At 63.7% G+C, this 26,317-nt stretch carries 27 protein-coding genes and 1 pseudogene; 17 read left to right on the top strand and 11 right to left on the bottom strand.

Going from position 1 to position 26,317, the window contains the following annotated elements; all coding sequences use genetic code 11:
• Window positions 1-183 precede the first annotated feature (183 nt).
• Window positions 184-1,326, top strand: coding sequence for a hypothetical protein (locus LB553_RS02885; RefSeq protein WP_224510448.1), 1,143 nt, complete (start codon window positions 184-186; stop codon window positions 1,324-1,326).
• A 30-nt stretch (window positions 1,327-1,356) separates the two neighbouring features.
• Here the strand turns inward: LB553_RS02885 and dprA are convergent, their stop codons facing one another.
• The 4 genes from dprA to LB553_RS02865 all read right to left on the bottom strand — a co-directional run bounded on the left by dprA (window position 1,357) and on the right by LB553_RS02865 (window position 5,494).
• Entirely contained in the window at window positions 1,357-2,484 is a 1,128-nt protein-coding gene (gene dprA / locus LB553_RS02880; protein WP_224510445.1) for a DNA-processing protein DprA, read from the bottom strand.
• Window positions 2,481-3,062, bottom strand: a complete 582-nt coding sequence (plsY, locus tag LB553_RS02875; protein ID WP_224510442.1) for a glycerol-3-phosphate 1-O-acyltransferase PlsY — start codon at window positions 3,060-3,062, stop codon at window positions 2,481-2,483. The genes dprA and plsY overlap by 4 nt, the downstream gene beginning before the upstream one ends.
• A 183-nt stretch (window positions 3,063-3,245) precedes the next feature.
• Window positions 3,246-4,532, bottom strand: a complete 1,287-nt coding sequence (locus tag LB553_RS02870) for a dihydroorotase (protein WP_224510439.1) — start codon at window positions 4,530-4,532, stop codon at window positions 3,246-3,248.
• Window positions 4,529-5,494, bottom strand: a complete 966-nt coding sequence (locus LB553_RS02865; protein ID WP_224510437.1) for an aspartate carbamoyltransferase catalytic subunit — start codon at window positions 5,492-5,494, stop codon at window positions 4,529-4,531. The genes LB553_RS02870 and LB553_RS02865 overlap by 4 nt, the downstream gene beginning before the upstream one ends.
• Before the next feature lie 200 nt (window positions 5,495-5,694).
• Between LB553_RS02865 and LB553_RS02860 the strand changes: the two genes are divergently transcribed.
• From LB553_RS02860 to LB553_RS02850, 3 genes are all read left to right on the top strand, one after another.
• Window positions 5,695-7,323, top strand: coding sequence for a DNA alkylation response protein (locus tag LB553_RS02860; protein ID WP_224510435.1), 1,629 nt, complete (start codon window positions 5,695-5,697; stop codon window positions 7,321-7,323).
• Between the two features lie 216 nt (window positions 7,324-7,539).
• On the top strand, window positions 7,540-8,097 hold the full coding sequence (locus LB553_RS02855) for a hypothetical protein (RefSeq protein ID WP_224510432.1): 558 nt from the start codon (window positions 7,540-7,542) through the stop codon (window positions 8,095-8,097).
• Window positions 8,097-8,438, top strand: a complete 342-nt coding sequence (locus tag LB553_RS02850) for a DUF6105 family protein (RefSeq protein WP_224510430.1) — start codon at window positions 8,097-8,099, stop codon at window positions 8,436-8,438. The genes LB553_RS02855 and LB553_RS02850 overlap by 1 nt, the downstream gene beginning before the upstream one ends.
• Here LB553_RS02850 and ruvX read toward each other — a convergent pair.
• Complete coding sequence (gene ruvX, locus LB553_RS02845) at window positions 8,380-8,862, bottom strand: Holliday junction resolvase RuvX (RefSeq protein ID WP_224510427.1); 483 nt, start codon at window positions 8,860-8,862, stop codon at window positions 8,380-8,382. The two genes, LB553_RS02850 and ruvX, sit on opposite strands and share 59 nt — an antisense overlap.
• 217 nt (window positions 8,863-9,079) lie before the next feature.
• Here ruvX and LB553_RS02840 point away from each other — a divergent pair, with 217 nt between their 5' ends.
• The 5 genes from LB553_RS02840 (at window position 9,080) to LB553_RS02820 (ending at window position 13,061) form a co-directional block, all read left to right on the top strand.
• Entirely contained in the window at window positions 9,080-9,784 is a 705-nt protein-coding gene (locus LB553_RS02840; RefSeq protein WP_224510425.1) for a metal-dependent hydrolase, read from the top strand.
• A 133-nt stretch (window positions 9,785-9,917) separates the two neighbouring features.
• A complete protein-coding gene (gatC, locus tag LB553_RS02835; RefSeq protein WP_127863895.1) occupies window positions 9,918-10,205 on the top strand; it encodes an Asp-tRNA(Asn)/Glu-tRNA(Gln) amidotransferase subunit GatC in 288 nt (95 codons plus the stop codon).
• Between the two features lie 3 nt (window positions 10,206-10,208).
• Window positions 10,209-10,667: a GNAT family N-acetyltransferase gene (locus LB553_RS02830; RefSeq protein WP_224510423.1), complete on the top strand. Its 459-nt coding sequence runs from the start codon at window positions 10,209-10,211 to the stop codon at window positions 10,665-10,667.
• Window positions 10,667-12,232: an amidase gene (locus tag LB553_RS02825; RefSeq protein WP_224510421.1), complete on the top strand. Its 1,566-nt coding sequence runs from the start codon at window positions 10,667-10,669 to the stop codon at window positions 12,230-12,232. Before LB553_RS02830 ends, LB553_RS02825 begins: the two co-directional genes overlap by 1 nt.
• Window positions 12,233-12,275: 43 nt before the next feature.
• Complete coding sequence (locus tag LB553_RS02820) at window positions 12,276-13,061, top strand: YdcF family protein (protein WP_224510418.1); 786 nt, start codon at window positions 12,276-12,278, stop codon at window positions 13,059-13,061.
• Here LB553_RS02820 and LB553_RS02815 read toward each other — a convergent pair.
• The gene (locus LB553_RS02815; protein ID WP_224510417.1) at window positions 13,034-13,753 is read right to left on the bottom strand and encodes a DUF599 domain-containing protein; all 720 of its coding nucleotides are present in this window, start codon (window positions 13,751-13,753) and stop codon (window positions 13,034-13,036) included. The two genes, LB553_RS02820 and LB553_RS02815, sit on opposite strands and share 28 nt — an antisense overlap.
• 179 nt (window positions 13,754-13,932) lie before the next feature.
• Between LB553_RS02815 and LB553_RS02810 the strand changes: the two genes are divergently transcribed.
• The 3 genes from LB553_RS02810 (at window position 13,933) to LB553_RS02800 (ending at window position 16,681) form a co-directional block, all read left to right on the top strand.
• Window positions 13,933-15,336: an L-serine ammonia-lyase gene (locus LB553_RS02810; RefSeq protein WP_224510415.1), complete on the top strand. Its 1,404-nt coding sequence runs from the start codon at window positions 13,933-13,935 to the stop codon at window positions 15,334-15,336.
• An 84-nt stretch (window positions 15,337-15,420) separates the two neighbouring features.
• Window positions 15,421-15,858 (top strand): DUF1489 family protein, encoded by a 438-nt coding sequence (locus tag LB553_RS02805; RefSeq protein ID WP_224510413.1) that lies wholly within the window; start codon window positions 15,421-15,423, stop codon window positions 15,856-15,858.
• 124 nt (window positions 15,859-15,982) lie between these two features.
• Window positions 15,983-16,681 (top strand): molecular chaperone DnaJ, encoded by a 699-nt coding sequence (locus LB553_RS02800; protein WP_224510411.1) that lies wholly within the window; start codon window positions 15,983-15,985, stop codon window positions 16,679-16,681.
• A gap of 43 nt (window positions 16,682-16,724) precedes the next feature.
• Here the strand turns inward: LB553_RS02800 and LB553_RS02795 are convergent, their stop codons facing one another.
• The gene (locus LB553_RS02795; RefSeq protein ID WP_224510409.1) at window positions 16,725-18,146 is read right to left on the bottom strand and encodes a D-alanyl-D-alanine carboxypeptidase; all 1,422 of its coding nucleotides are present in this window, start codon (window positions 18,144-18,146) and stop codon (window positions 16,725-16,727) included.
• A 288-nt stretch (window positions 18,147-18,434) separates the two neighbouring features.
• On the opposite strand from LB553_RS02795, the gene LB553_RS02790 reads away from it, so the two are divergent.
• From LB553_RS02790 to LB553_RS02775, 4 genes and pseudogenes are all read left to right on the top strand, one after another.
• A complete protein-coding gene (locus LB553_RS02790; protein ID WP_224510408.1) occupies window positions 18,435-18,764 on the top strand; it encodes a phasin family protein in 330 nt (109 codons plus the stop codon).
• A 277-nt stretch (window positions 18,765-19,041) separates the two neighbouring features.
• A complete protein-coding gene (clpS, locus tag LB553_RS02785) occupies window positions 19,042-19,368 on the top strand; it encodes an ATP-dependent Clp protease adapter ClpS (RefSeq protein ID WP_036258315.1) in 327 nt (108 codons plus the stop codon).
• A gap of 6 nt (window positions 19,369-19,374) precedes the next feature.
• Complete coding sequence (gene clpA / locus LB553_RS02780; protein WP_224510406.1) at window positions 19,375-21,840, top strand: ATP-dependent Clp protease ATP-binding subunit ClpA; 2,466 nt, start codon at window positions 19,375-19,377, stop codon at window positions 21,838-21,840.
• A gap of 66 nt (window positions 21,841-21,906) precedes the next feature.
• Window positions 21,907-22,002 (top strand): annotated as a pseudogene (locus LB553_RS02775) (phosphotransferase-like protein); the annotation flags it as partial.
• 55 nt (window positions 22,003-22,057) lie between these two features.
• Here the strand turns inward: LB553_RS02775 and LB553_RS02770 are convergent.
• From LB553_RS02770 to LB553_RS02755, 4 genes are all read right to left on the bottom strand, one after another.
• Window positions 22,058-22,486, bottom strand: a complete 429-nt coding sequence (locus tag LB553_RS02770) for an HIT family protein (RefSeq protein WP_224510403.1) — start codon at window positions 22,484-22,486, stop codon at window positions 22,058-22,060.
• A gap of 332 nt (window positions 22,487-22,818) precedes the next feature.
• Window positions 22,819-24,033, bottom strand: coding sequence for a GNAT family N-acetyltransferase (locus tag LB553_RS02765; RefSeq protein WP_224510400.1), 1,215 nt, complete (start codon window positions 24,031-24,033; stop codon window positions 22,819-22,821).
• A gap of 53 nt (window positions 24,034-24,086) precedes the next feature.
• A complete protein-coding gene (locus tag LB553_RS02760; RefSeq protein ID WP_224510397.1) occupies window positions 24,087-24,815 on the bottom strand; it encodes a glycerophosphodiester phosphodiesterase in 729 nt (242 codons plus the stop codon).
• An 8-nt stretch (window positions 24,816-24,823) separates the two neighbouring features.
• Window positions 24,824-25,288: a RidA family protein gene (locus tag LB553_RS02755; protein WP_224510394.1), complete on the bottom strand. Its 465-nt coding sequence runs from the start codon at window positions 25,286-25,288 to the stop codon at window positions 24,824-24,826.
• A 138-nt stretch (window positions 25,289-25,426) separates the two neighbouring features.
• On the opposite strand from LB553_RS02755, the gene LB553_RS02750 reads away from it, so the two are divergent.
• The gene (locus tag LB553_RS02750) at window positions 25,427-26,257 is read left to right on the top strand and encodes a cell envelope integrity EipB family protein (protein WP_224510391.1); all 831 of its coding nucleotides are present in this window, start codon (window positions 25,427-25,429) and stop codon (window positions 26,255-26,257) included.
• Window positions 26,258-26,317: the final 60 nt, after the last annotated feature.

Here is a 26,317-nt window from a genome sequence, read left to right as displayed (position 1 = left end):
ATCCATCTGCAAGGCATGGGCCTCCCAGCCCGAACACTTCCGGCTCAATCCGCTCCAGCAAATGCCGGGACTAAACACCTAACGGCGTGACTTTCCCCAAGACCAATGAGAGTCGGCCCCCGGCAAACTTGTTCCATGGGCAGGGTCATGGTTAAACTCGGCCCCCCCGAGGGAGGCTCCAGGATGGCACTTGACCTTTCGGTAGAGACCACCGCCCGTAAAGCGGCAACTCCGCCCGGCAAATATCTCTTCGGCCCGGTCGCCGATTTCCTCATGCTCGGCGGCAGCGCCTTTCTGATCCTGCCCGTGCTATTCTTTGTGCCGCGCGATTATGAAGGTCCGTTAGCCGCGACGATGGTCGTCGTGGCCTATCTGGTGAACTATCCGCATTTCGCGCATTCCTACCAGATTTTCTATCGCAATTTCAGCCGGAAGGCGCGTGGCGACGGCTACGACAGAAGCCTGCAGCTCCGCTACATTTTCGCCGGCGTCGTCGTTCCGGTGATCATGGTCCTGTTCTTCGCCTATGGCGCGGCGACGTCGAACACGCCGTTGCTGGGCTTCGCGGCTAACGCGATGTTCTTCTTCGTCGGCTGGCATTACGTCAAGCAAGGCTACGGCATGTTGATGGTCGACGCCGTCTTGAAACGCAAATTCTTCGACGACCGCGACAAGAAGGTGCTGCTCGTCAACAGTTACGCGGTGTGGATCCTGGCCTGGCTGCAGACCAACACGGCGGTGACCGCGGGACAGTATTACGGGCTTCAGTATTACACCTTCGCCGCGCCTTCATGGATCACCGATATTGCCTTGGCGGCGGCCGTCGCATCGACAGCGGCTACGCTCCTGATGCTGGCCAACCGTTGGCGAAAGAACGGCGGCCTGCCGTATAACGGCATCGTTGCCTATGTCGCGTCCCTCTATCTCTGGATCCTGATTGCCAGGATAAACCCGCTCTGGCTGCTGGTGGTGCCGGCGCTGCACTCGCTGCAATATCTGGCCGTGGTATGGCGCTATCAAACCAATGTCGAGCGTGACGTCTTGGATGCCGCGCGGGATCCGGAGCCGAAGATACTATCCGTGCTCGGGCCCCGCTACAGGCTGCGGGTGCTGGGATTCATCATCGGGGGTGGCGCACTCGGCTATCTCGGCTTCTGGCTGATTCCGTTCCTGCTGACCGCACTGGTCCCCTATGACAAGCAGGTGCTCGGTTCGTCGCTGTTCTTCTTCATCGTGCTGATCTTCATCAATGTGCACCACTATTTCCTCGACAATGTGATGTGGCGCCGCGGCAATCCCGAAGTATCCAAATACTTGTTCGGGTGAGGAAATCGGCGTTGCGGCGCACGCGCCAAGTCAAGCGATGAGCGACACGTTTCCGCCGGCGTGACGCTCGAGCCGTCCGGCGAGGTCAAGTTCCAGAAGCACCATCGCGATCTGCGCGGCGCTCAGTCCGGTGTGGCGGATGATATCATCCACCGCGGTCGGCGTTGGCCCGAGCGCTTCAAGCACATCGGCGCGTTCGCTTTCGCGGGGCGGCGGCATGGCCGACATGTCGGGCGCCTCGGCAATCGGCGTGGTCCGCTGACGACGGGTGCCGGCAAGCGGCATCAGCGCGCCAAGCACGTCGGCGGCTTCGGTGACGAGCGTGACCCCGTCCTTGAGCAGCGCATTGCAGCCGGCGGCGCGCGGATCGAGTGGCGAACCCGGCACGGCGAAGACCAACCGGCCCATTTCGTTGGCAAGGCGGGCGCTGATCAGCGAACCGGAGCGCTGCGCCGCCTCGACCACCACCAACCCAAGCGCCATACCGGCGACCAGTCGGTTGCGGCGCGGGAAGTCCTGCGCGCGCGGCTGCCAGCCGAACGGCATTTCCGAAACGATGGCGCCGCCGCGATCGGCGATCTCGTCGCACAGGCCGGCATTCTCGGGCGGGTAGGGGACATCGAGCCCGCCGGCCAGAACACCGACTGTGCCGGTCGAGACGCTGCCCTTATGCGCGGCGGTATCGATGCCGCGCGCCAGGCCGGAAACGATGGCGTAGCCTTCGCGGCCGAGATCGGCTGCTAGCATGCGCGCCATCTTGATGCCAGCCAGCGAGGCATTACGGGCGCCGACAATCGCCACCGCCGGCAGGCGGAAAACCGCGCCTTCGCCTTTCACCGCCAGAAGCGGCGGCGGGTTGTCGAGGGTCTTCAGCAAGGGCGGATAGTCGGCCTCGCCGATGCCGACGAAGCGGGCGCGAGCGCGCCGGGCGGCTTCCAGTTCGGCTTCGGCCTCGGCGACGGAGGGGATGCGGACGATGCGATTGGCACCGCCGGAGATCATCAGCTCTGGCAGCATTTCAAGCGCGGCTTCGGCAGAGCCGAAGCGGTTGATCAGCTCGCGAAACGAGGCCGGACCGACATTGGGCGTACGGATCAGGCGAAGCCAAGCAAGCCGCTGCCGATCGCTGAGACGCGGGCCGGCAGCCGGGGCGCTCATCCGTTCGCCCCGATCTTGCTTTCGGTGCCGGCGAGCAGCCGCGAGATGTTTGCTCGATGCTTGACGATGACGATAAGGCTCATCGCCGCGAACAGGCCGGCGATCTGCGGCGTGCTTGTGACATAGAGCGCGATCGGCACGACCACCGCGGCTGCCAATGCCGCCAACGAGGAATAGCGGAACAGGAAGGCCATTGCGAGCCAGACGACGGCGAAGACAAGCATGCCTTGCCAGGCAAGGCCAAGCAGCACGCCGAGATAGGTGGCGACACCCTTGCCGCCCTTGAAGCCGAGCCAGACCGGGAAGAGATGGCCGAGGAAGGCGCCGAAGCCGGCCAACAGTCCGAAGTCCGGCGAAAAATGCCCGGCGATGAGCGCCGCGGCCGTGCCCTTCAGCGCGTCGAACAGCAGCGTTGCGGCAGCCAGGCCCTTGTTGCCTGTCCTCAAAACATTGGTCGCGCCGATATTGCCGGAGCCGATCTTTCGGACATCTCCGAGGCCGGCCGCGCGGGTGATCAAGAGCCCGAACGGGATCGAGCCGAGCAGATAGCCGAAGACGAGCGCGATCGCGTAACCCATTGTCTCCCCCATATTCCTTTGTCTCCGGGTTCGCAGCCTAAGGTTGATTGAATGTGGTCTATGCAACCATAGTTTGCAAGGGCCTGGCCCGCTCGAGGATCAGTTGGTCATAATGGTAGAGTCGGAAGGGTTCGCCAAGCAACTCTGTGCGGCAGCCTCGGCAGAGTTCAGGCGACGGGTGGTCTATGCAGTAAACACCGTGCGGCCCGCCACCACCGTTTGCGTGACCTTGCCCTGCAGGCGCGCGCCTTCGAAGCAGGTGTTCTTCGAACGCGAGCGAAGGCCGCTTTCGCTGACGATCCACGGTTCGTCGAGATCGACGACCGCGAGATCGGCCGGCGCCCCGGGCTGCAGCGTGCCGCCCGGCAGGCCGAACAATCTTGCCGGCGCGGTGGACAGCGTCTCAATCAGCCTCAACAGCGGCACGTCGCCATTGTGGTAGAGCCGAAGTGCCGCGCCAAGCAGCGTCTCCAGCCCGATAGCGCCGGCGGCGGCATCGGCGAAGGGCAGGCGCTTGGTGTCGACGTCCTGCGGGTCGTGCGAGGAGACGATGACGTCGATCGTGCCGTCCTTGATCGCCTCGATCATCGCCATCCGGTCGTCCTCGGCGCGCAAGGGCGGGGTCAGCCGGAAGAAGGTGCGGTATTCGCCGACATCGATCTCGTTGAGCGACAGATTGTGGATGGCGACGCCGGCCGTGACATTGGCGCCGTCGGTCTTGGCCCGGTTCACCGCGCCGGCCGCCATCGCGGACGAGATTTTTGCCGCATGGTAGGCTCCGCCGGTCAGCCGGGCCAATGCCAGGTCGCGTTCGAGCGGGATGAGTTCCGCCTCGCGCGGAATGCCCGACAGGCCGAGCCAGCTCGCATAGAGCCCTTCGTTCATCACGCCGGACGAGGCGAGGTCGGCATCTTGCGTTTCATGCGCGATCACGCCGCCGAAATCGCGGGCATAGGTCAGCGCGCGGCGCATCACCAGCGCATTGGCGATCGTGTGGCGGCCGTCGGTGTAGGCGACGGCGCCGGCCTCGCGCAGCAGGCCGAATTCGGTCATCTCGCGGCCTTCGAGGCCCTTGGTGATCGCGGCCGCCGGGAAGATGTTGACACTTGCGGTGTCGCGCGCCGTGCGCAGCACGAACTCAACCAGCGCCACATTGTCGATCACCGGATCGGTGTCCGGCATCATGACGATGGAGGTGACGCCACCGGCGGCGGCCGCCACGCTTGCCGAGGCGATGGTCTCGCGATGCTCGCCGCCGGGCTCGCCGATGAAGACGCGCGCGTCGACAAGGCCTGGAATGACCGTTTTGCCGGCGCAGTCGACGACGGTGGCGCCTTCCGGCACGCCCTGGTTCAATGCCGCTTTCCCTGCCGCGACGATCTTGCGGCCGTCGACGATGACGCTGCCGATCTCGTCGATGCCGCGCGAGGGGTCGACGATGTGCGCCTTGCTGAAGACGGTCACGCTCATGCGCCGCGCCCCTCGTGGTTGCGGCGCGGGTCAAGCAGCGCTTCCATCACCGCCATGCGCACGGCGACGCCCATCTCCACCTGTTCCTGGATGACGCTTTGCGGTCCGTCGGCGATTTCGGAGGCGATCTCGACGCCGCGGTTCATCGGTCCGGGATGCATGACCAGCGCATCGTCCTTGGCGGCTTTCAGCTTTTCGGCATCAAGACCGAAATAGCGGAAATATTCGCGGATCGACGGCACAAAAGCGCCTTCCATACGCTCGCGCTGCAGGCGCAGCATCATGACCACGTCGGCGTCCTTGAGGCCTTCGGCCATCGAGCGCGCGACGATCACCCCCATCCTGTCGATGCCGGAGGGCAGCAGCGTCGAGGGCGCGACGACGCGCACCTGCGCGCCAAGCGCGTTCAGAAGCATGATGTTGGAGCGGGCTACGCGCGAATGCAGGATGTCGCCGCAGATCGCCACGGTCAGCTTCGACAGCGGCCCCTTGGCGCGGCGGATGGTCAGCGCGTCGAGCAGCGCCTGCGTCGGATGCTCATGCGCGCCGTCGCCGGCATTGACCACCGAGCAGCCGACCTTCTGGGCGAGCAAGGCAGCCGCGCCCGCCGACTGGTGGCGGATGATCAGGATGTCGGGCCGCATGGCGTTGAGGGTCATCGCCGTGTCGATCAGCGTCTCGCCCTTCTTCACCGAGGAGCTTGCCACCGACATGTTCATGACGTCGGCGCCGAGACGTTTGCCGGCGAGCTCGAAGGACGACTGCGTGCGGGTCGATGCCTCGTAGAACAGATTGATCTGGGTGCGGCCGCGCAGCGTCGAGGTCTTCTTTTCCGATTGTCGTGAGATCGACACGGCCCGGTCGGCGCGATCGAGCAACAGCTCGATATCGGCCGGGGAAAGATCGCGGATGCCCAGAAGGTGGCGGTGGGGGAAGAGCGGCAGGGACGAAGCGTCGGTCATCTCAAGGCGCTGCTATAGGGTGCGGTCCGGCCCGCCGCAAGCGCCAGCTTTGGATTGCAGGCGTTCTCCCCGGTATTTTCGTCGCGCTCGTTCCGTGGCTTGGGCTATAAGGCCCAGTGGGTTCGGATTCGCGACCGGGGCCTTGGAAATGGTCAGAACCTCTCGGCCAACTGAAGGATTGGGCAACTGAAGGATTGGGCGTGACCGACGAGGTGATCAACCAGCCGCCGCCTTTGACCGGTGGCAATGCGTGGCGGGGCGATCCGTTACTCATCCAGCTTGCCGAGCGTTTTTCCGATCCCGTGCGTAAGGATCTCGACGGGCTTGGCCGGTTCGTGATGACGCAGGAGGCGCAGGAGCTTGCCCGCCTCGCCAACACTGACGCGCCCAAATTGCGGACCCATGACCGACAGGGCCGTCGCCTCGACCTGGTCGAATACCATCCGGCCTATCACGCCTTGATGCGCCGCTCGATCGCCAGCGGCCTGCATTCTTCGGTGTGGGAAAACGGCGATGCCGAGATCGGCCGCCGCCATCAGGTGAGGGCCGCACGCTTCTACCTGACGGCGGAACTCGAGACCGGGCATCTATGCCCCATCACCATGACCAGCGCCTCGCTGGCGGCTCTGATGGCAAGCCCGAAGCTCTTCCGCGAATGGGCGCCGCGCGTCACGACGCGCAAATACGACCAGACGCAGAAGCCTCCAGTGCAAAAGACCGGGCTGACGCTCGGCATGGGCATGACCGAGAAGCAGGGCGGCACCGATGTGCGCGCCAACACCACCAGGGCGGAGCGCACGGGAAGCGGCTTCTACCGGTTGACCGGCCACAAATGGTTCATGTCGGCGCCAATGTCTGATGCCTTCCTGGTGCTGGCCCAGGCATCCGAAGGGCTGTCCTGCTTCCTCGTTCCGCGCATCCTGGGTGACGGCTCCGGCAACGGATTCCGCTTCCAGCGGCTGAAGGACAAGCTCGGCAACCGCTCGAATGCCTCGTCGGAGGTGGAGTTCGTCAACGCGATCGGCGAGATGGTCGGCGACCCGGGCGCCGGCGTGAAGACGATCATGGACATGGTGACGCTGACCCGGCTCGACTGCGCAGTCGCTTCATCGGCGCTGATGCGGGCGGGCCTTGCCGAGGCCATCCATCACACGCGCCATCGCCAGGTGTTCGGCTCAAACCTGATCGACCAGCCGCTGATGCAGCGGGTTCTGGCCGATATGGCGCTCGATGTCGCCGCGGCCACCGCGCTGTCGTTCCGGCTGGCGCGTTCGTTCGACGAGGCGGCAAGCGACCGTGGCGAGGCGGCCTTTGCCCGCGCCATGACGCCTGTGGTCAAATACTGGGTCTGCAAGATCGCGCCGGCGCTGCTCTACGAGGCGATGGAATCCCTTGGCGGCAACGGCTATGTCGAGGAAGCGCCGCTGGCCCGCTATTATCGCGAGGCGCCGGTCAACGCGATCTGGGAGGGCTCGGGCAATGTCATGGCGCTCGACGTGTTGCGCGTGCTCGGCCGCGCGCCGGGCCTGTTCGAGGAGGTGCTGACCGGCATCGACCGTGATCTCGGCACCGGCGGGCGCGGCACCATCGGCGTGCTGAAAGCGGCCATGCAGGTCGCCGCGACCGACCAGGGCTCGGCGCGCCTGCTCACCGAACAGCTGGCGCTTTCGGCCGCGGCGGCGGAGCTGCGCCGGTTAGGGGCAGGGCGGATTGCCGACGCTTTCGTCGAAACGCGGCTGGGCGGCCAGTGGCGCACCACCTACGGCATGCTCGATTCGCGCCACGACGCGCGCATGATCATCGACACGCTCTATCCGCCGGTGACCTGAACCTGCTCCATATCAAGGAGACAGGGCAGGATGCCGTCCGAAACCCGCTTCACACTTTTCGGCATCATGCTCCGAGGCGGATTGCCGATCTGTGGATAGCCGTTAACCTTAACAAATGGTTTCCGTTGCGGCGAGCCGATGCAAAGCCCAATCTCCGCATGCTGGAGTAGGGTACGGTTAACCATGATCTCCCCGAGCTCCGCCAGCGGGAAACGTATGCGGCACGTATTGAGCTCAGTTCTGGCCTTGCATTGGGCGGTGGTTTTCGCCCTGCTTGCCTACATCTGCATGGACGGCAGCCGCGGCATCGCGGCGGCGTTTGGCGTGCTTGGCCTCTCAGTCCAGGCCCACCGGCTTCCCGAGCTTGAAAATGCTGCCGTGCTGGCGCCGCTTTCGATCGCGCTCCTGACCGTCGCAGTGTTGTTCTGCTGGGCCTTCGTCGAAACGTTGCTGAACGCGGCGGCAAGGCCGGACGCGGGCGAGAGCGTGGCGCGGATAGCCTTCATCTCGGCATCGTTTCTGCTTTCGCTGATTCTCATCGGCGGCGTGGCGCAAGGCGTAAATGGCCTGTTCATGATCGTCGCCATCCAGATGACGGCGCTGCTTGCTTCCTACATCGCCGTGCTGGCCGAACGCCGCTCTACCTTCGCCGCAATGAATTTGCCCGAGGGCGATGTTCGCGCCGCCTCGCGCATGGCGATGGGCGCCGCGCACAGTTCGCTCCTGTCCCGCATATCCGGCCGCACGGAAAACAACCCTGGAGGCAGGCGCTGATGCGCACGATATTCACGCTCTGGGCTGCTCCGATGGCCATCTTCTGGGGATGGTTCTTCCTGTCGGCCAACGACATGAATTTCGGCTACGCGATGCTGAGCCGACAGGTGCACGATTTCGCTTTCCAGCTCTACGGCCAGATGCTCGGCGTCGATCCGGCTATCATCCCAGGCATGGTGGCGCGAACCTGCGTTTTCGACTTTTTCCTACTCATGGGGCTTTGGGCCTTCCGCCGCCGCCGCAACATCGCCGAATGGATAAGGCAGCGCCGGCGGGGCGCTATCAGCCCCGATCGGCTCGGCCCAGCGACCGAAGCCGGTCCAACGCTCCCTGCAGAATAAAGGCGGCCGCCGCCGAATCGATCTTGCCGGCGCGCTTCTTGCGCGAGAAATCCATCTCGATCAGTGTCCGCTCGGCCGCGACCGTCGACAGCCGCTCGTCCCACAGCACGAAGGGCAGGTCGGAAAGCGGCGCCATGTTGCGGACGAAGGCGCGGGATTTTTGCGCACGAGGCCCTTCCGAGCCGTCCATGTTGACCGGGAGGCCGAGCACGACGGCGCCGACATTGTCCTTGTCGAGCTGAGCGAGCAGTTCGGCGGCATCCAGCGAAAATTTCTTGCGCAGGATCACCGGGCGCGGATGCGCGAAGGACAGCCCGCGATCGGAGACCGCCACGCCGATCGTCTTGTCACCGAGATCGAGCCCGGCGAGCGTCTTGCCGTCGGCAAGCCGACCCGGCAGATTCTCGATTGAAATAATGCCCAACGGCTTTTCCTGACGTTAGAGCATCGCACCGTTTCACGGAAACGGTGAACCGCTCTATCTCTTTGTTCTTACGCAGTTCCGGACGGAAAACCGATCGCACTTTTCCTGGAACTGCTCAAGGGCGCCACACGTCCTTTTGACGGTGGGGAGAGCCGCACTACTTTCAATTTGCCGCCAGCGTTCTATCTTCCGGCAACGGAAAAATCGAGGAAGCACTATGAAACTGACCTGGTACGGACATTCGGCATTCCGCGTCGAGACCAAGGACGCCACCATTCTCATCGATCCCTATCTGGTCGGCAACCCGTCATGGACGGGCGGCTGGGAAGGACCTGCCGAAGGCGTGACCCACGTGCTTCTGACCCACGGCCATAGCGACCATGTCAGCGGCGCTGTCGAAGTGCTGAAGAAAAGCGGCGCCATGCTGGTCGCCAATTTCGAGATCTGCATGTATCTCGTCGGCCAGGTCAGCGGCGACAAGATCAATCCGGGCAATATTGGCGGCACCGTCGATTGCGGCCCTTTCACCACGACCTTCGTCCAGGCGCTGCATTCGTCCTCCTTCGGCGGCGAAGGCGGCACGAACACCTATCTCGGCAATCCGGGCGGGCTCGTCCTGCACTTCCCCGAAGACAAGACGCTCTACCACATGGGTGACACCGACATCTTTTCCGACATGGGCCTGATCAACGAATTGCACGAACCGAAGATCGGCATCGTGCCGATCGGCGATCGCTTCACCATGGGCGGCGCCGTGGCGGCCCTTGCCTGCCGCCGCTTCTTCGGCTTCGATACGGTCGTTCCCTGCCATTTCGGCACCTTCTCGATGATCGACCAGACCGCCGACAAGTTCGTCGCCGGCATGGAAGGCTCAGGCGTAAACGTGGCGCTGCCGGAAATCGGCAAGGCGATCACGATCTGAGCCGCGCTCTCCGAAAGCGCGTTGCGAGACACGCTTGAGGCGACGCTGGGCTGTCCGCGGCCCACATGATCCATGTTGCGTGCTGAACGCCGCGCCGCTATAGCCCGCACTGGTTTTCCCGAGGCGATAGAACATGTCCGTTGATCTTCAGACCGTGAAGCGCGTTGCGCACCTTGCCCGTATCGCGGTGAGCGAGGAGGACGCCGAGCGCATGACCGGCGAATTGAACGCCATCCTCGGCTTCGTCGAGCAATTGAACGAGGTCGATGTCTCGGGCGTCGAGCCGATGACCTCGGTCACGCCTATGGAAATGAAGAAGCGCCAGGATGTCGTCACCGACGGCAACAAGCCTGCCGACATCGTCGCCAACGCGCCGGCAACGGAAGAGAATTTCTTCCTCGTTCCGAAGGTGGTGGAGTAGGCCGTGGCTGTCGAGATCGCCGTCGAGACGCCTTTGCAGGACGACGTGCGCGCGCTGGTCGCCGAACTCAATGCCGCGCTGCTCGAACTGACGCCGCCCGAGCACTGCTATCACCTGACCGTCGAGCAGATGGCGGGCAAGGATACGACGGTGTTCATCGCCCGCGACAACGGCCTTGCCGTCAGTTGCGGCGCGCTCAAGCGCCACGACAATGCCACCGGCGAGGTCAAGCGCATGTACACGCGGCCTTCGCATCGCGGCCGCAAGATCGGCGCCGAGATCGTCGGGCGGATTGAAGCGCTCGCCCGGCAGGAAGGGCTGACCCGCCTGGTTCTCGAAACCGGCGATCGCCACCCCGCCGCTTGGACCGTCTATGAGCGTGCCGGATTCTCGCGTTGCGGACCGGTGCTGGATTATCCCGACTCCGAGTGGTCGGTGTTTTACGAAAAGAGCCTTGCCTGATGAGCGATCTCACCCATCTCACCATTTCCGAGGCCCGCGCCAAGCTGCGCGGCAAGGAGATCACCGCGGCCGAAATCACCGAGGCTTATCTCGCGGCGATCGATCGCGCCAATCCGGTGCTCAATGCCTATGTGACCATCACCGCCGACAAGGCGCGCGACATGGCCAAGGCTTCCGATGCCAGGCTCGCCAAGGGCGAGGGCGGCGCGCTTGAAGGCATTCCGCTCGGCATCAAGGACCTGTTCGCCACCGAAGGCATCCACACCCAGGCCTGCAGCCACGTGCTCGACGGCTTCAAGCCGCGCTACGAATCGACCGTAACCAGCAATCTTTGGGCCGACGGCGCGGTGATGCTCGGCAAGCTCAACATGGACGAGTTCGCCATGGGCTCGTCGAACGAGACCTCCTATTACGGCCCGGTGATCAATCCATGGCGGCGCTCGCGTGTCGATACGGTCGTCATGCCGACGACGCATCAGGGCGATGGCGGCTTTGTTTCCGCCGGCGGCACGAAGACGGCGCGGACCTTGGACAACGCCCAGCTGGTGCCGGGCGGCTCGTCCGGCGGGTCGGCATCGTCGGTAGCCGCGTTTCTCTGCGCCGGTGCAACAGCGACCGATACGGGCGGCTCGATCCGCCAGCCCGCCGCCTTGACCGGCACGGTCGGCATCAAGCCGACTTATGGGCGTTGCTCGCGCTGGGGCATCGTCGCCTTCGCTTCCTCGCTCGACCAGGCCGGACCGATCGCGCGCGACGTCCGCGACGCCGCGATCCTGCTGAAGTCGATGGCCTCCGTCGATCCGAAGGACACGACCTCGGTCGACCGCCCGGTACCGGACTATGAAGCGGCGATCGGCAAGCCGATCAAGGGCATGAAGGTCGGCATTCCGAAGGAGTATCGCGTCGACGGCATGCCGGAAGACATCGAGGCGCTCTGGCAGAAAGGCATTGCCTGGCTGAAGGACGCCGGCGCCGAGATCGTCGACATCTCGCTGCCGCATACCAAATATGCCTTGCCGGCTTACTATATCGTGGCGCCTGCCGAGGCTTCGTCGAACCTCGCCCGGTATGAGGGCGTGCGATACGGCCTGCGCGTGCCCGGCAAGGACATCGTCGACATGTACGAGAAGACGCGCGCCGCCGGCTTCGGCCGCGAGGTCAAGCGGCGCATCATGATCGGCACCTATGTGCTGTCGGCCGGCTATTACGACGCCTACTATTTGCAGGCACAGAAGGTGCGCACCCTGATCAAGCGCGACTTCGAGAACGTCTTTGCCGCCGGCGTCGACATCATCTTGACGCCCGCGACCCCATCGGCCGCCTTCGGCATCGCCGACGAGGACATGGCCTCCGATCCGGTGAAGATGTATCTCAACGACATCTTCACCGTGACGGTGAACATGGCCGGCCTTCCCGGCATTTCCGTGCCTGCCGGCCTCGACGGCAAGGGCCTGCCGCTCGGCCTGCAGCTGATCGGCCGCCCGTTCGACGAGGAAACGCTGTTCCAGACGGCCAACATCATCGAGCAGGCGGCGGGCAGGTTCCAGCCGGAAAAATGGTGGTAGGTTCAATCCCGTCGGGGTCAGTGCCGACCCAGCGGGGTGAGTGATGTTCTTCTTCCTGTCGAAGCTCTTTTGGTTAGTCGCCAGGCCGCTCAACCTGGCGATCTTCCTGCTGCTGGCAGGCCTGGTTGCCGGCATGTTGGGACGTCGGCGTTTGGCTACCGCCGGCAGCGTCCTTGCCTTTCTCATCCTTGTGCTTTCGACATGGTCGTCGATTGGCGTCATGATGCTCAACCCGCTGGAAGAGCGCTTTCCGAAACCGCCGCTGCCGGCAAAGGTGGACGGTATCGTCGTGCTGGGCGGCTCCATGGACGGGGCGGTCAATATCGTGCGCGGCGGCTATGAATTGAATGCCAGCGGCGACCGCATCGTAGAGGCGGCGGTCCTGGCCCGGCGATTTCCGACGGCAAAGGTCGTCGTTACCGGCGGTCCGCTCGAAATGATCGGCGAGGGCGATGCGGACGCCGCGCCGCGCCTGCTCACAGCGCTCGGGGTAAGCGCCGATCGCCTAATCCTCGAGAACAAATCGCGCACCACGTACGAGAATGCCGTATTCACCAAGAGGCTGGTGATGCCGAAACCGGGCGAGACCTGGCTGCTCGTCACGTCGGCTTTTCATATGCCGCGCGCCAAGGCGCTGTTCGACAGGGCCGGCTTTCCTACGGTCCCCTGGCCCGTTGACTATTGGACCACGGGAAGGGAACGCCTGTACCGCACAAGCCCGGGTGACAATCTGGAAATCACCACCAAGGCGCTGCGTGAATGGACCGGGCTCATCGCTTATTGGATCGCCGGCCGCATCGATCAGCCTTTTCCCGGACCGGGCGGCTGACCGAGCACCGCCTGCCGCGCCGCCGAGAAGAACTGACGGCGCACCAGCACCGCCAGAAGCACCAGCGTCGACATGACGAAGACGATTGGGTCGACGAACCAGCCGAGATAGCCGATCGAGAAGAAGACGGCGCGCAAGCCGGAGTTGAAGTGCTTGCCAGCGAGCACGTTCATGCGCGTTGCCCGCCACACCGCCGTTTCGCTGACCGGATTGCGCGAGGCTGGGCCATGCGGGGTGGGCACTGCGCCGATCAGGATCGAGCAGTAATTGAACAGCCGGTAGGCCCAGCCGAATTTGAAGAAGGCGAAGGCGAGAATCAGCACCAGGCCGAACACCTTCGTCTGGAAGGCTTCGCGCGACGAAGCCGCGCCAAAGGGCAGCTCGGCCAAGACCTGAAGCACGCGGTCGGAGGCGCCGAGCAGGGCAAAGCAGCCGCCGAGCGCGATTAGGGAAGACGAAGCAAAAAAGGCGGTGCCTTGCTGCAGGCCGCCCATGATGGCGGTGTCGACGATGCGGATCTCGCGCTCGGCCATGTTGCGCATCCAGGCCTCGCGCTGCGCGTTCATGGCGGTCGTCAGCGATACGCGGCTGATCAGCCGGCCGTCGGAAGCGAGCGTGTGCAGCACCCAGACGACCAGGAAGAAGATCAACGCCGCCAGATCTGCCATTGAAAGGTGGAGTGAGTCGCCCATGACTTCTTGTAACACGGGCCGGGCCGGCGCTTCGACTGGCGCGAGAGCGCTCGGGAGGACGATGTCGCTGGCGGAGCAAACAAGGTCGGCAGCCGCCGCGCCGCGACATGCAAAACAGCGGAAACATCACAGGAATTCCTATATGTAAGTCTTGATCGGCCTCCAGGAGACTACGGCCCGTGTTCCTTTCGGTTTTCGACCTGTTCAAGATCGGCATCGGCCCGTCGAGTTCGCACACGATGGGGCCGATGACGGCCGCGCGCCGTTTCCTCGATGAGATACTTGCCGGCGACTGGCCGCGGCCGGCGGGTGTGAGAGTCGACCGCATCGGCGCCAGCCTGCATGGTTCGCTCGCCTATACGGGCATTGGCCACGGCTCGGATCGCGCCGTCATCCTCGGCCTGGCCGGCCAGACGCCGCAGACGGTCGATCCGGACGAGGCCGAGGGCATCGTCGCTCGCATCGGCGCGGAGAAGCTGATTTTCCCGCCCGGGCACCCGACATACCGTTTCGATCCGGCCAAGGACCTCGTGCTCGACCGCAAGACGCCGCTGACCGGCCATGCCAACGGCATGGCCTTCTATGCCTATGACGCATCCGACCGGCTGCTGCTCAAGCGCATCTATTATTCGATCGGCGGCGGTTTCGTCGTTTCCGAGGAAGAGCTGCAGCGCATGAAGGCCAAGGGCTCGGTGACGACCGAGGGCAAGACGGTGCCGTACCCGTTCAAGAATGCCGTCGAGATGCTGGCGATGGCGGCAAAGAGCGGGCTTTCGATTGCCGAGATGAAGCGCGCCAACGAGGAAAGGCACATGTCGCGCGAGGAGCTCGACGCAGGCCTCGACGCGATCTGGGGCGCGATGAAGGGCTGCATCGATCGCGGCCTGTCGCAGGACGGCATCATGCCCGGCGGGCTGAAGGTGCGCCGCCGTGCGCGGCAACTGCATGACAAGCTGCAGGAACAGTGGCAGCAGAACCGGCCCAATCCCTTGCTCGCCAATGACTGGCTGTCGATCTACGCCATGGCGGTCAATGAGGAGAATGCCGCCGGCGGTCGCGTGGTGACGGCGCCGACCAATGGCGCGGCCGGCACGTTGCCGGCAGTGCTGCGCTATTGGCTGCATTTCCATCCCGAAGCGGACCAGCCGAGCATCCGCGACTTCCTGCTGACGGCCGCCGCCGTCGGCGGCATTATCAAGTCCAACGCCTCGATCTCGGGCGCCGAAGTCGGTTGCCAGGGCGAGGTCGGTTCCGCTTCGGCGATGGCTGCCGCCGGCCTTTGCGCGGTGATGGGCGGCACGCCCGAGCAGGTCGAGAACGCCGCCGAGATCGCGCTCGAACATCATCTCGGCATGACCTGCGATCCGGTCGGCGGCCTGGTGCAGGTGCCATGCATCGAGCGCAATGCGCTGGGCGCGGTGAAGGCCGTGACGGCCGCTTCCTTAGCCATCAAGGGCGACGGCACGCATTTCGTGCCGCTTGACGCCGCGATCGAGACCATGCGCCAGACCGGCCTGGACATGAACGAGAAATACAAGGAAACCAGCCTCGGCGGCCTGGCGGTCAATGTGGTGGAGTGCTGAGGTCTTACCGAGACCCCAGACTGGCCCTGTGGAGAAGTCGCTCAAGGCGTTGACGCGTCAACCCTTGCGGCTAGATCTTGGGGCATGTCACTCAACCTTATCAAACTGTGCGTCGGCTGCGACAGCGTCGAGGACCTCGAAGAGTGGATTGCCTTCCGTCTCGATGAGCGGCGCCGCGCGGGCGAGCCGGCCGAGCACTGGCACACCACCCGCATGGTGCCGACGCGCGGCGATGAGATCACCGATGGCGGTTCGCTCTATTGGGTGATCAAGGGCAGCGTGCAGTGCCGGCAACTGATCACCGAGATCAGGCCCTTCACCGATGATGAAGGGATCGGTCGCTGTCATCTGGTGCTCGATCCTGAGGTGGTGCGCACCGACTGGCAGCCGCGCCGCGCCTTCCAGGGGTGGCGTTACCTCAAGCCCGCCGATGCGCCGGCCGATCTCGGCAAGGGCAGGGCGGCACTCGCCGAGATGCCGCCGAAGCTCAGGCTGGAACTCGCCGAACTGGGTCTGCTCTAAGCACGGTTTTGCGGATCGTCCCCGGCGCTGGCCCTTCGGCTCGTCCGATGTGGGACTTGCAAGCGCAGGACCTTCGTCCCATCCTATTTGTTATGCTCGGTCATCCGTACGGCGGTGCTAGTCGATGGGCGTGATCCTCGCTTTGGCAGCGGTGCTCGTGGTGCTTTTCGGCGCCGCGTTGCTCTTTGTGCGCGCGGATGCGGCAAGGATAGCCGAAAGTCTGAGATCGCTTGGCCCCGCCTTCCTGGGGCTGGTCGGCGCGCCCATGCTGATCTTCGGCCGCAGCCTTATCGGCGGACTGCTTCTGCTCGCGGCGCTGGCCTGGGTCGGCTGGATACGCACGAGGCGGCCTGCGGCAAGGGCAGCGGCGTCCAAACACTCGACCGTGCGCACCGCCGCGCTCGAAATGGACCTCGATCATGACAGCGGCAGGCTCGAGGGGCTCGTCCTGGCCGGGCGTTATGAAGGCAAGATGCTTGGGGCCATGGGGCTGACGGACCTGCGCCAGCTTTATGGCGAGCTCAGCCCCGATCTGGAGAGCCGTCAGCTCCTAGAGACGTATCTTGACGGCCGTTTTCCCGTCTGGCGCAAGGACGCGCAGCCGCACGGTGGCGAAGGGCTGGGTATTGCGCCAGGTGCGGGCGCCATGACTAAGGAGGAGGCCTACAAGATCCTTGGTCTTGAAGCGGGGGCTGCCGCGGCGGATATCCGCAAGGCGCACCGCCGCCTGATGCAGCGCCTGAACGCCGATGTCGGTGGCACGTCTGTCCTGGCGGCGCGAATCAATGAGGCCAAGGACGTCTTGCTCTCCAATCACGATTAGTCTCCTTCGACGCCGGTACCTTCCGGGAGATTTCAACGGCCGCCTACTGCTCGACGGCATAGCATGAGATTTTCTTGCGTTTCAGCGCATCGCAGGCCTTCCACGCGGCATCCTTCGAGCCGAAGCCGCCGAAGCGGGCGCGGTAGTAGGTGGTGCCGTCCTTGTCGAAGGCGACGGTGAAGCCCGAAGCGTCAGCCAGGATCTTCGGCGCCTGCTTGGCGGTCTGGTCGAGCAGCGCCTGGGCCCCCGATTTCGTGGGCGAAGAGGCAACCTGAACCACCCAGCCGGATGGCACCGACGACGTCTTGACCGGATCGATCGCGGGCGCGGCAGGTGCCGGCTCGGCATAGGCGGTGACGACCTGGGACGAGGTGTCCTGTGACTTGGGAGCCGGCACCATGGCGGCCACGGCGACCGTCTTCACCTTCTTGACCTTGATGACGGGCTTGGTCTCTTCGGCGACCTGTTGCGTGTCGTCCTGGATGTCATCGGCCGAGGCAACGACGGTGTCGTCCGCTGCCGGCTTGGCGTCCGGCGTCGGCGCGTCATGCTTGGGCAACAAAACCTTGGCCAACGTCTTGACCGGATTGTCATTGCCCTTGGCGATGAGATCGCCGCCGCCGCGCGTCGAGGCGCGCGGCAGATAGGTGTTGATCAGCGCGGCCATCTGGTTGTCGCGGCTGCGGCCGGAAGCGCCGCCCATCACCACCGCGACGAGGCGGCGGTCGCCATCGGCAACGGAGGAGACGAGATTGTAGCCCGAGGCGCGGGTATAGCCGGTCTTGATGCCGTCGACGCCCTTGATGCGGCCAAGCAGGCGATTGTGGCCGTTGATGCGCTGGCGGCCATACAGGAACGAGCGCTGCGAGAAATAGCCGTAATATTGCGGGTAGTGCTCGCGCAGCGCGATGCCAAGCATCGCCATATCGTGCGCCGTGGTGAACTGGCCGGGGTCCGGCAGACCATTGGCGTTGCGGAAGACGGTGCCGTTCATGCCGAGCTGGCGCGCCTTGGCCGTCATCATGCGGGCGAAATTCTCCTCGCTGCCGCCAAGCATCTCGCCAAGCGCGGTCGCCGAGTCGTTGGCAGATTTGGTCACGATCGACAGAATCGCGGTCTCGACCGGAACCGAGCCGCCGGCGCGCACGCCGAGCTTGGTCGGCGCCTCGGCGGAGGCATGGGCGGAAAACGGAACTGGGGTGTTCTTGCTGATCCTGCCCTTCGCCAGCGCTTCGAAGGTGAGGTAGAGCGTCATCATCTTGGTAAGCGAGGCCGGATAGCGCCGGCCATTGGCGTCAGCGGAGTAGAGAACCTTGCCGGTCTTGGCGTCCACGACGATGGCCGAGGATCTCGCTGCCATTGCCGACGCCACATCGGCGACGACAACCGTCATCGCGAGCGCAGCGATCATGATTGCCTTGAGGGAGAAAGATTTGGAGACCAGCCCCGACAACGCCTGACGCACCGTTACTTACCCTGAATTTTCGTTGCCCCGGAGGCGGCAAAGGGAGTGCCTGCCTCGCTTCGGGCCACGCTATCGCGCCCAGCGTTACCAATCCGTTTATGGTAACCGCCGCGTTCACCATTTTTCGGCAAATCGAGCTTCTCTTTAATCGAATTTTACCAGCCGCCGGCGCTGAACCCCCTGCATACCAAGGGGATTCTTGACTTTTGTGCATCGCACAATATATTGAGGTGCATTGCACAAGGGCGCCCGGGGCCAAAAGGGCGTTTCAACCAAGGGAAGCATGAAATGACCCAGACCTATGAGGACTTCACGAAATACGGCAAGGAGTTTGCCGACACCGGGCTGAAGAGCTTTGCCTCGCTCACCAAGGGCGCGCAGGCGATCGCCACCGAAGCCGGCGAATACACCAAAAAGAGCTTCGAGGCCGGCAGCGCCGCTTTCGAGAAGCTGTTCTCGGCCAAGTCGATCGAAAAGGCCGTCGAGATCCAGACCGATTACGCCAAGCAGAGCTATGAGAGCTTCGTGGCCGAGGCCAGCAAGATCGGCAATCTCTATGCCGAGCTCGCCAAGGAAGCCTACAAGCCGTTCGAATCGGTGGTCGCCAAGGCGAAGTAATTTCGCCCGATCATGGCCGATACGGCCAACCGGCCTGCGAAAAGGACCCGGTCGCGGAAACGCGGCCGGGTTTTTTCATGCGCAATCGCAACCTGATGCGCCTTGCTGCATTCACGATTGAGAAATTCGCTGAGGTTTGCCCACCTAGCCATATTGTCAGCTAAACAGAAGGGCTTAAAATCGTTCATCGAGAACCTACATGTTGAACTCGCATGGGGATTCGAAAAGGCTGGACTACGTGACGATCGGTTTGACTGCCACGGCAGACGTGGTGCGAATGCAAAGTGACGGTGACCGCAACGATCCCGGTCGCGGCACCGCTGTTATCACGCGCACCAAAACCAAGACCAAGAAGCCCAGTCTCTACCGGGTCCTCATCCTGAACGACGACTACACCCCGATGGAGTTCGTCGTTCACGTCCTGGAACGGTTTTTCCAAAAGGACCGCGAAGCCGCCACACGCATCATGCTTCATGTTCACAATCATGGAGTGGGCGAGTGCGGCATCTACACATTCGAGGTGGCCGAGACCAAAGTGTCCCAGGTCATGGATTTCGCCCGACAGAATCAGCATCCGCTGCAATGCGTGATGGAGAAGAAGTGAGGTAACATGCCGGCTTTCTCCCAAGGCCTGGAAAAGGCGCTACATCAGGCGCTGACATTCGCCAACGAGCGGCATCATGAGTATGCGACGCTCGAACATTTGCTGCTCGCGTTGATCGACGACACCGAGGCGGCCGCCGTCATGCGCGCTTGCAATGTCGATCTCGACGAGCTCAAGCAGACCGTTCTCACCTATATCGACACCGAGCTCGACAACCTCGTCACCGGTTATGACGAGGATTCGAAGCCGACCGCAGGCTTCCAGCGCGTCATCCAGCGCGCCGTGATCCATGTGCAGTCGTCCGGCCGCGAGGAAGTGTCCGGCGCCAATGTGCTCGTCGCCATCTTCGCCGAGCGCGAGAGCCACGCCGCCTATTTCCTGCAGGAACAGCAGATGACCCGCTACGATGCGGTCAACTACATCTCGCATGGCATCGCCAAGCGCCCGGGCGCTTCGGAATCGCGCACGCCGCGCGGCGCCGAGGACGAGCAGGGCGGCCAGAACGGCGCCGAGCCGCAGGAAGAGGGCGGCAAGAAGAAGCAGCAGGACGCGCTGACGGCCTACTGCGTCAACCTCAACAACAAGGCGCGGGCCGGCAAGATCGACCCGCTGATCGGCCGCGACAGCGAGATCAACCGCACCATCCAGGTGCTGTGCCGCCGTTCCAAGAACAACCCGCTCTATGTCGGCGATCCCGGCGTCGGCAAGACGGCGATCGCCGAGGGACTGGCCAAGCGCATCGTCGAGGGCGACGTGCCGGAAGTGCTGCAGGACGCCACCATCTTCGCGCTCGACATGGGCACGCTGTTGGCCGGCACCCGCTATCGCGGCGACTTCGAGGAGCGGCTGAAGCAGGTCGTGAAGGAGCTCGAGGACTATCCGGGCGCGGTGCTGTTCATCGACGAGATCCATACCGTGATCGGAGCGGGCGCCACTTCGGGCGGCGCCATGGATGCATCGAACCTTCTGAAGCCGGCGCTTTCGTCCGGCGCCATCCGCTGCATCGGCTCGACCACCTATAAGGAGTTCCGCCAATTCTTCGAGAAGGACCGTGCGCTGGTGCGGCGCTTCCAGAAGATCGACGTGAACGAGCCGACCATCGAGGACGCCATCGAGATCATGAAGGGCCTGAAGCCCTATTTCGAGGAGTTCCACAAGGTCCGCTACACGAGCGAAGCGATCAAGGCCTCGGTCGAGTTGTCGGCGCGCTACATCAACGACCGCAAGCTGCCTGACAAGGCGATCGACGTGATCGACGAGACCGGCGCCTCGCAGATGCTGGTGCCCGAGGCCAAGCGCAAGAAGACGATCGGCATCAAGGAGATCGAGGCGACGATCGCCACCATGGCGCGCATCCCGCCGAAGACGGTTTCGGCAGATGATGAGAAGGTGCTGCAGGGGCTCGATATCGAGCTGAAGCGCGTGGTCTACGGCCAGGATACGGCCATCACCGCGCTGACCTCGGCGATCAAGCTGGCGCGTGCCGGCCTGCGCGAACCGGAGAAGCCGATCGGCTCCTACCTGTTCTCAGGCCCGACCGGCGTCGGCAAAACCGAAGTTGCGAAACAGCTTGCCGCCTCGCTCGGCGTCGAGCTGATCCGCTTCGACATGTCGGAATACATGGAACGCCACACCGTCTCGCGGCTGATCGGCGCGCCTCCCGGCTATGTCGGCTTCGACCAGGGCGGCCTGCTCACCGACGGCGTCGACCAGCATCCGCATTGCGTGCTGTTGCTCGATGAGGTCGAGAAGGCGCATCCGGACCTGTTCAACATCCTGTTGCAGGTGATGGACCACGGCAAGCTGACCGACCACAACGGCAAGCAGATCGACTTCCGCAACGTGATCCTGATCATGACCACCAATGCGGGCGCCTCGGACGCGCAGCGCGCGGCGATCGGCTTCGGCTCGACCAAGCGCGAAGGCGACGACGTCGAAGCGATCAACCGGCTGTTCACACCGGAGTTCCGCAACCGTCTGGACGCAATCATCCCGTTCGGCTCGCTGCCGGTGCCTGTCATCCATCAGGTGGTGCAGAAGTTCGTCATGCAGCTCGAAGCCCAGCTCTCCGAGCGCGGAGTCACCTTCGACCTGTCGCCGGACGCGATCGCCTGGCTGGCCGACAAGGGCTATGACGAGCGCATGGGCGCGCGTCCGCTCGGCCGCGTCATCCAGGAGCACATCAAGAAGCCCCTGGCCGACGAAGTGCTTTTCGGCAAGCTCAAGAAGGGCGGCACGGTGCGCGTGACCGTCGAGAAGAAGGAAACCGGCGAGTCCGGCCTGAAGCTCGAATCGCTCGCCGACGAGTCGCCCGTGCAGCCGAAGAAGGAAGAGCCGGAAGACGCGCCGAAGCCGAAAAAGGCGGTGGCCAAGAAGCCTGCGCCCAAGAAGGCAGTGGCGCAGAAGCCGGAGCCGAAGGGCAAGGACGGCAACAAGCGCAGCCTTGTGCCGCAACTGCCGCGCAAGGGCTGACAAGCGCTCGCTTGAAATACAAAAGGCCCCGGCAACGGGGCCTTTTTTCGTTGAAGGGAGCACCGCTTGGAAGCCGGACAAATCATCATCCTCAACGGTGCGCCGCGCTCGGGAAAGCCGAGCATCGCCGCGGCGATCCGGGAAAAGCTTGAGGTCGGACCCGAGCCGTCGTCGTTCCGGACACTTGCGCAACCGCTGCCGGCCGGGCGCCAGCCGTTCAGCTTGCCAGCGCCGCCCGGATCTTGTCGGCGTTCTCGGCCAGCACTTCAGGCTTCTCCATCTGGCCGGAATGCGGCTTCAATGGCACACCTTCGAAGCGCGGCACGACGTGGACATGGAGATGGTAGACGGTCTGCCCGGAGGCAGATTCGTTGAACTGCATGAGGGTGACGCCGTCGGCGTCGAAGGCCTTTTTCACCGCCACGGCCACCTTCTGGACGACCATGAACAGAGGTGCGAACGTTGCCGGATCGGCGTCGAGGATGTTGCGCGACGGCGCTTTGGGCACCACCAGAGTGTGGCCTGTGCCTTGCGGCATCACATCCATGAAGGCGACGACAGCATCGTCCTCGTAGACGCGGTGCGAGGGGATCTCGCCGCGCAGGATTTTCGCGAAGATGTTGCCGGGATCATAAGCTTCGGCCATGGGGTGACACTCCCAATTGCATTCGCTGTCCGGTGTAGCGAAGCCGCCACCGGGCGGCAAGGCGCTCAGGCGAGATCGCTAAAGCGCGTCGTGCGGAATGGATTCAGGCGACGCGCTTTAAGTCTCTGTTTTCATGCATGTCGTTCTCGCAAAACCGCTGCGTAGTTTTGGAAGGCATGCATCAAGCCGGCGTCATTCGCTTTGCCAGGACTATCGGCTGTTCTTGACGGCACGCCCTGCTATTGCATGAGCGCCGACATTTGTCGCCTGATGCGGCAAACGTGTCGGCGCTGTTTTTCATCACAGCGGCATGGCGCGCGGGCGAGGCCCGACTATTCCTCGAGGTCCTTGCGGAAGGGTGTGTGCTCTTCGAGATATTCGCCCATGCGTTCGACCTCGCGCCGCTCGCGCCTGAGATAGTCGGCGACGGCATTGCGCAAACCGGGATGCGAGATGTAGTGCGCCGAATGCATGGTCACCGGCCGGTAGCCGCGCGCCAGCTTGTGCTCGCCCTGCGCGCCCGCCTCCACCACCTTGAGCTTGCGTTCGATGGCGAAATCGATCGCCTGATGGTAGCAGACCTCGAAATGCAGGAAAGGGTGATCCTCGATGCAGCCCCAGTTGCGACCGTAGAGCGCGTCGGAGCCGATGAAGTTGATGGCGCCGGCAATGTAGCGGCCGTTCCGCTTCGCCATCACCAGAAGAATGTCGTCGGCCATACGCTCGCCGATCAGCGAGAAGAACTGCCGGTTGAGATAGGGCCGGCCCCATTTGCGGCCGCCGGTATCCATGTAGAAAGCGTAGAAATCGTCCCAGACGCGCTCGGTGATGTCCTTGCCGGTCAGCCAGTCGATCGAGATGCCGTCGACCAGCGCCTCGCGGCGCTCCTTCTTCATCGCCTTGCGCTTGCGCGAGGCGAGCGTGGCGAGGAAGTCGTCATAGGTCGAAAAGCCATCGTTGAGGAAATGGAACTGCTGGTCGGTGCGATGCAGGAAGCCCGCCGCTTCCAGCGTCGCGACATCCGGCTCGGTGGCGAAGGTGACATGCGCGGAAGAGACGCCGAGCTTGTCGGTCACGAGCTTCAGGCCCTCCGCCAATCCGGCCTTCACGGCGCCTTCATTCTCGCCTTTGCTGACCAGCAGGCGAGGGCCGGTGACCGGCGTGAAGGGCACCGAGCATTGCAGTTTGGGATAGTAGCGCCCGCCGGCGCGCTCGAAGGCGTCCGACCAGCCATGGTCGAAGACATATTCGCCCTGGCTGTGCGATTTGAGGTAACAAGGGACGGCGCCGAGAAGCCTGCCCTGCGCGGTTTCCAACCGCAGGTGATGGCCCTGCCAGCCGGTGCGCCGGACAGCGCAGCCGGAATCTTCCAGAGCGCTTAGAAAAGCGAATGAAACCAGCGGATTGTAGCCGTTTCCTTGGCCACCACGCGTGGTACCGGCAAAGCCGTTCCATTCCTCGCAGGTGAAGGCGCCGATACCCGCCGCGACGCGGATCGCATAGTCCGCGTTCGCTGCCCGTCCATCGTCGTCGTCACCTTGATCCATTGGGCTTATTTAAGCGTCACCCAGGCGTCTACAAGTCACGTTTCAGGCATTCCTCAGGCGACCTTGACCAGATCAGGCTCAAATCCCTCGAAGGTCATCTGGTCGGCATATTTGAAGGTGAGGTCGACCGCCGGCTGGTCGTGCACCGTCCAGGTGATGACGGGCATTTTCAGCTTTTCGCGCACGAAGCTGACGAAGGGGTTCGGCAGGTCGCCGGCGGCGTAGGAGGTGAAGGCGAGGTCGTGCGCGAGCATGGCGAAATGCGCTTCGATCAGCTGGTTGTCCCTGCCATAGGCGGTCAGCCCGCCGGGGATGCCTGGCGCATCCTTGGCGAAGTCGCGGATCAGCCAGTGATCGAACGACATGATCGCCACCTTGCCCTTGTAGCGCTTGAGCAGCCGGCCGACGCTTGCCACCAGCCCCGCGTCGTGACCGGGAACGCCTTTCAGCTCGACCACCAACGGCACGCGGCCGTCGATCAGGTCGAGCGCTTCCTCGAGCGTCGGGACGTGGTCTTTGGTGCCGCCGATCCTGAGTGTCGCCAGCTCGGCTGCGGTACATTGCCAGACAAACCCGTCCTGGCCGGTGAGGCGCTTCAGGTCGCCGTCATGGATGATGACCGGGACGCCGTCGGACGAGATATGAACGTCGCATTCGATGGCGTAGCCGCGCTCGGCCGCCGCGGCGAAGGCCGACAGCGTGTTCTCCCAGCGGGTCTTGTTCATGTCGTGGAAGCCGCGATGCGCGACAGGTCGCGCGATCAGCCAGGACAGATCGGTCATGTTAAGCCTCACTCGACTTCGAAGATCGCTTCGATCTCGACCGCGGCGTTGAGCGGCAGCGAGGCGGTGCCGACGGCGGAGCGGGCGTGCTTGCCGCGCTCGCCGAGTACCGCGACCAGGAAGTCGGAGGCGCCGTTGGCAACCAGATGCTGCTCGACGAAGTCAGGCGCGGAGGCGACGAAGACGGTGATCTTGACTAGGCGGCGGATCTTTTCGAGATCGCCGAGCGCGGCCTTGGCCTGCGCCAGGATGTTGATGGCGCAGATTTTCGCGCCTTCCTTGCCAGCCACGGTGTCGATGTCGCGGCCAAGCAGCCCGCTTGCCTGCAGCTTGCCGTCCTTCAGCGGCAGCTGGCCGGCGGTAAAGAGCATGTCGCCGGTGCGGCAATAGGGCACGTAGTTGGCGGCGGGCGCGGCGGCGGCCGGAAGGGTGACGCCAAGATCGCTTAGCCGCTTTTCGATTGTTTCGCTCATTGGTTTTCCCTATTGCTGGAAGACGCCGCGTTGGCCGGGCCGAAATTGCTATTTTTGCCTCGCTTCCGCCACGACTTTTTTTAAGCTGGACCATCTTTCCCTGCGGCCTGCCCCCAGCCGCGACGACCGGAGCAACGCATGCGCGCAACGCGCCTTTTTCTCGCCGCCGCCTGCCTTTCGGCCGCGTTTCCGATGGCGCCGGCCTTTGCTGTGCCAGCGCTGCAGGCGCATCGCGCCGTCTACGATCTGACGCTCAACAAGGCCTCCGACCGTTCAGGCATTACCGGCATCACGGGCCGCATGGTCTACGAGTTCAACGGCTCCGCCTGTGAAGGCTATACGGTCAAGTTCCGCTTCGTTACCCAGATCGTGACCAATGACAACACCAGGCTGACCGACCAGCAGACGACCACCTTCGAGGACGCCGAAGGCAAGACCTTTTCCTTCGTGACCAAATCCTTTGTCGACCAGAACCTCGACAAGGAAGTCAAAGGCACGGCCACCAGGGAAGCGAAGGGCCTCAAGGTCGATATCGACAAGCCGGAGAAGAACAGTCTCGAGCTCGCGGCGACGCAGTTTCCGACCCAGCATCTGGTCGAGCTGATCGGCAAGGCCGAGAAGGGCGAGAATTTCTACCAGACGAACCTGTTCGACGGCTCCGAGGACGCCAACAAGGTGATGACCACCACGGTCATCGTCGGCAAGAAGACCGAAGCCGAAAAGACGGACCCGGAAGCGCCGGCGCTGGCCAAGCTCGCCTCCGACAAATACTGGCCGGTCGACATCGCCTATTTCGACGATACCGACAAAAGCGGCGAAGAGGTGCCGGAATACCGGATCAGCTTCAAGCTGCATGAGAACGGCATTACGCGCGACCTCGTCATGGACTATGGCGAGTTCTCGATGACCGGCAAGCTTGTGAACCTGTCGCTGTTCGACCAGACCAAGCCTTGCCCTGCTTCGAAATAGCATTTGCTGACGGCAGCCGGCCCGGCTTGCAGGCTTGGCCTGCGAATGCCATGTGTGAGG

It is taken from the genome of Mesorhizobium sp. CA8 (genome assembly GCF_020164955.1).
Taxonomy (GTDB): domain Bacteria; phylum Pseudomonadota; class Alphaproteobacteria; order Rhizobiales; family Rhizobiaceae; genus Mesorhizobium.
The sequence above is the reverse complement of the archived record's forward strand: the minus strand, read 5'-3'. Positions and strand labels throughout refer to the sequence as shown.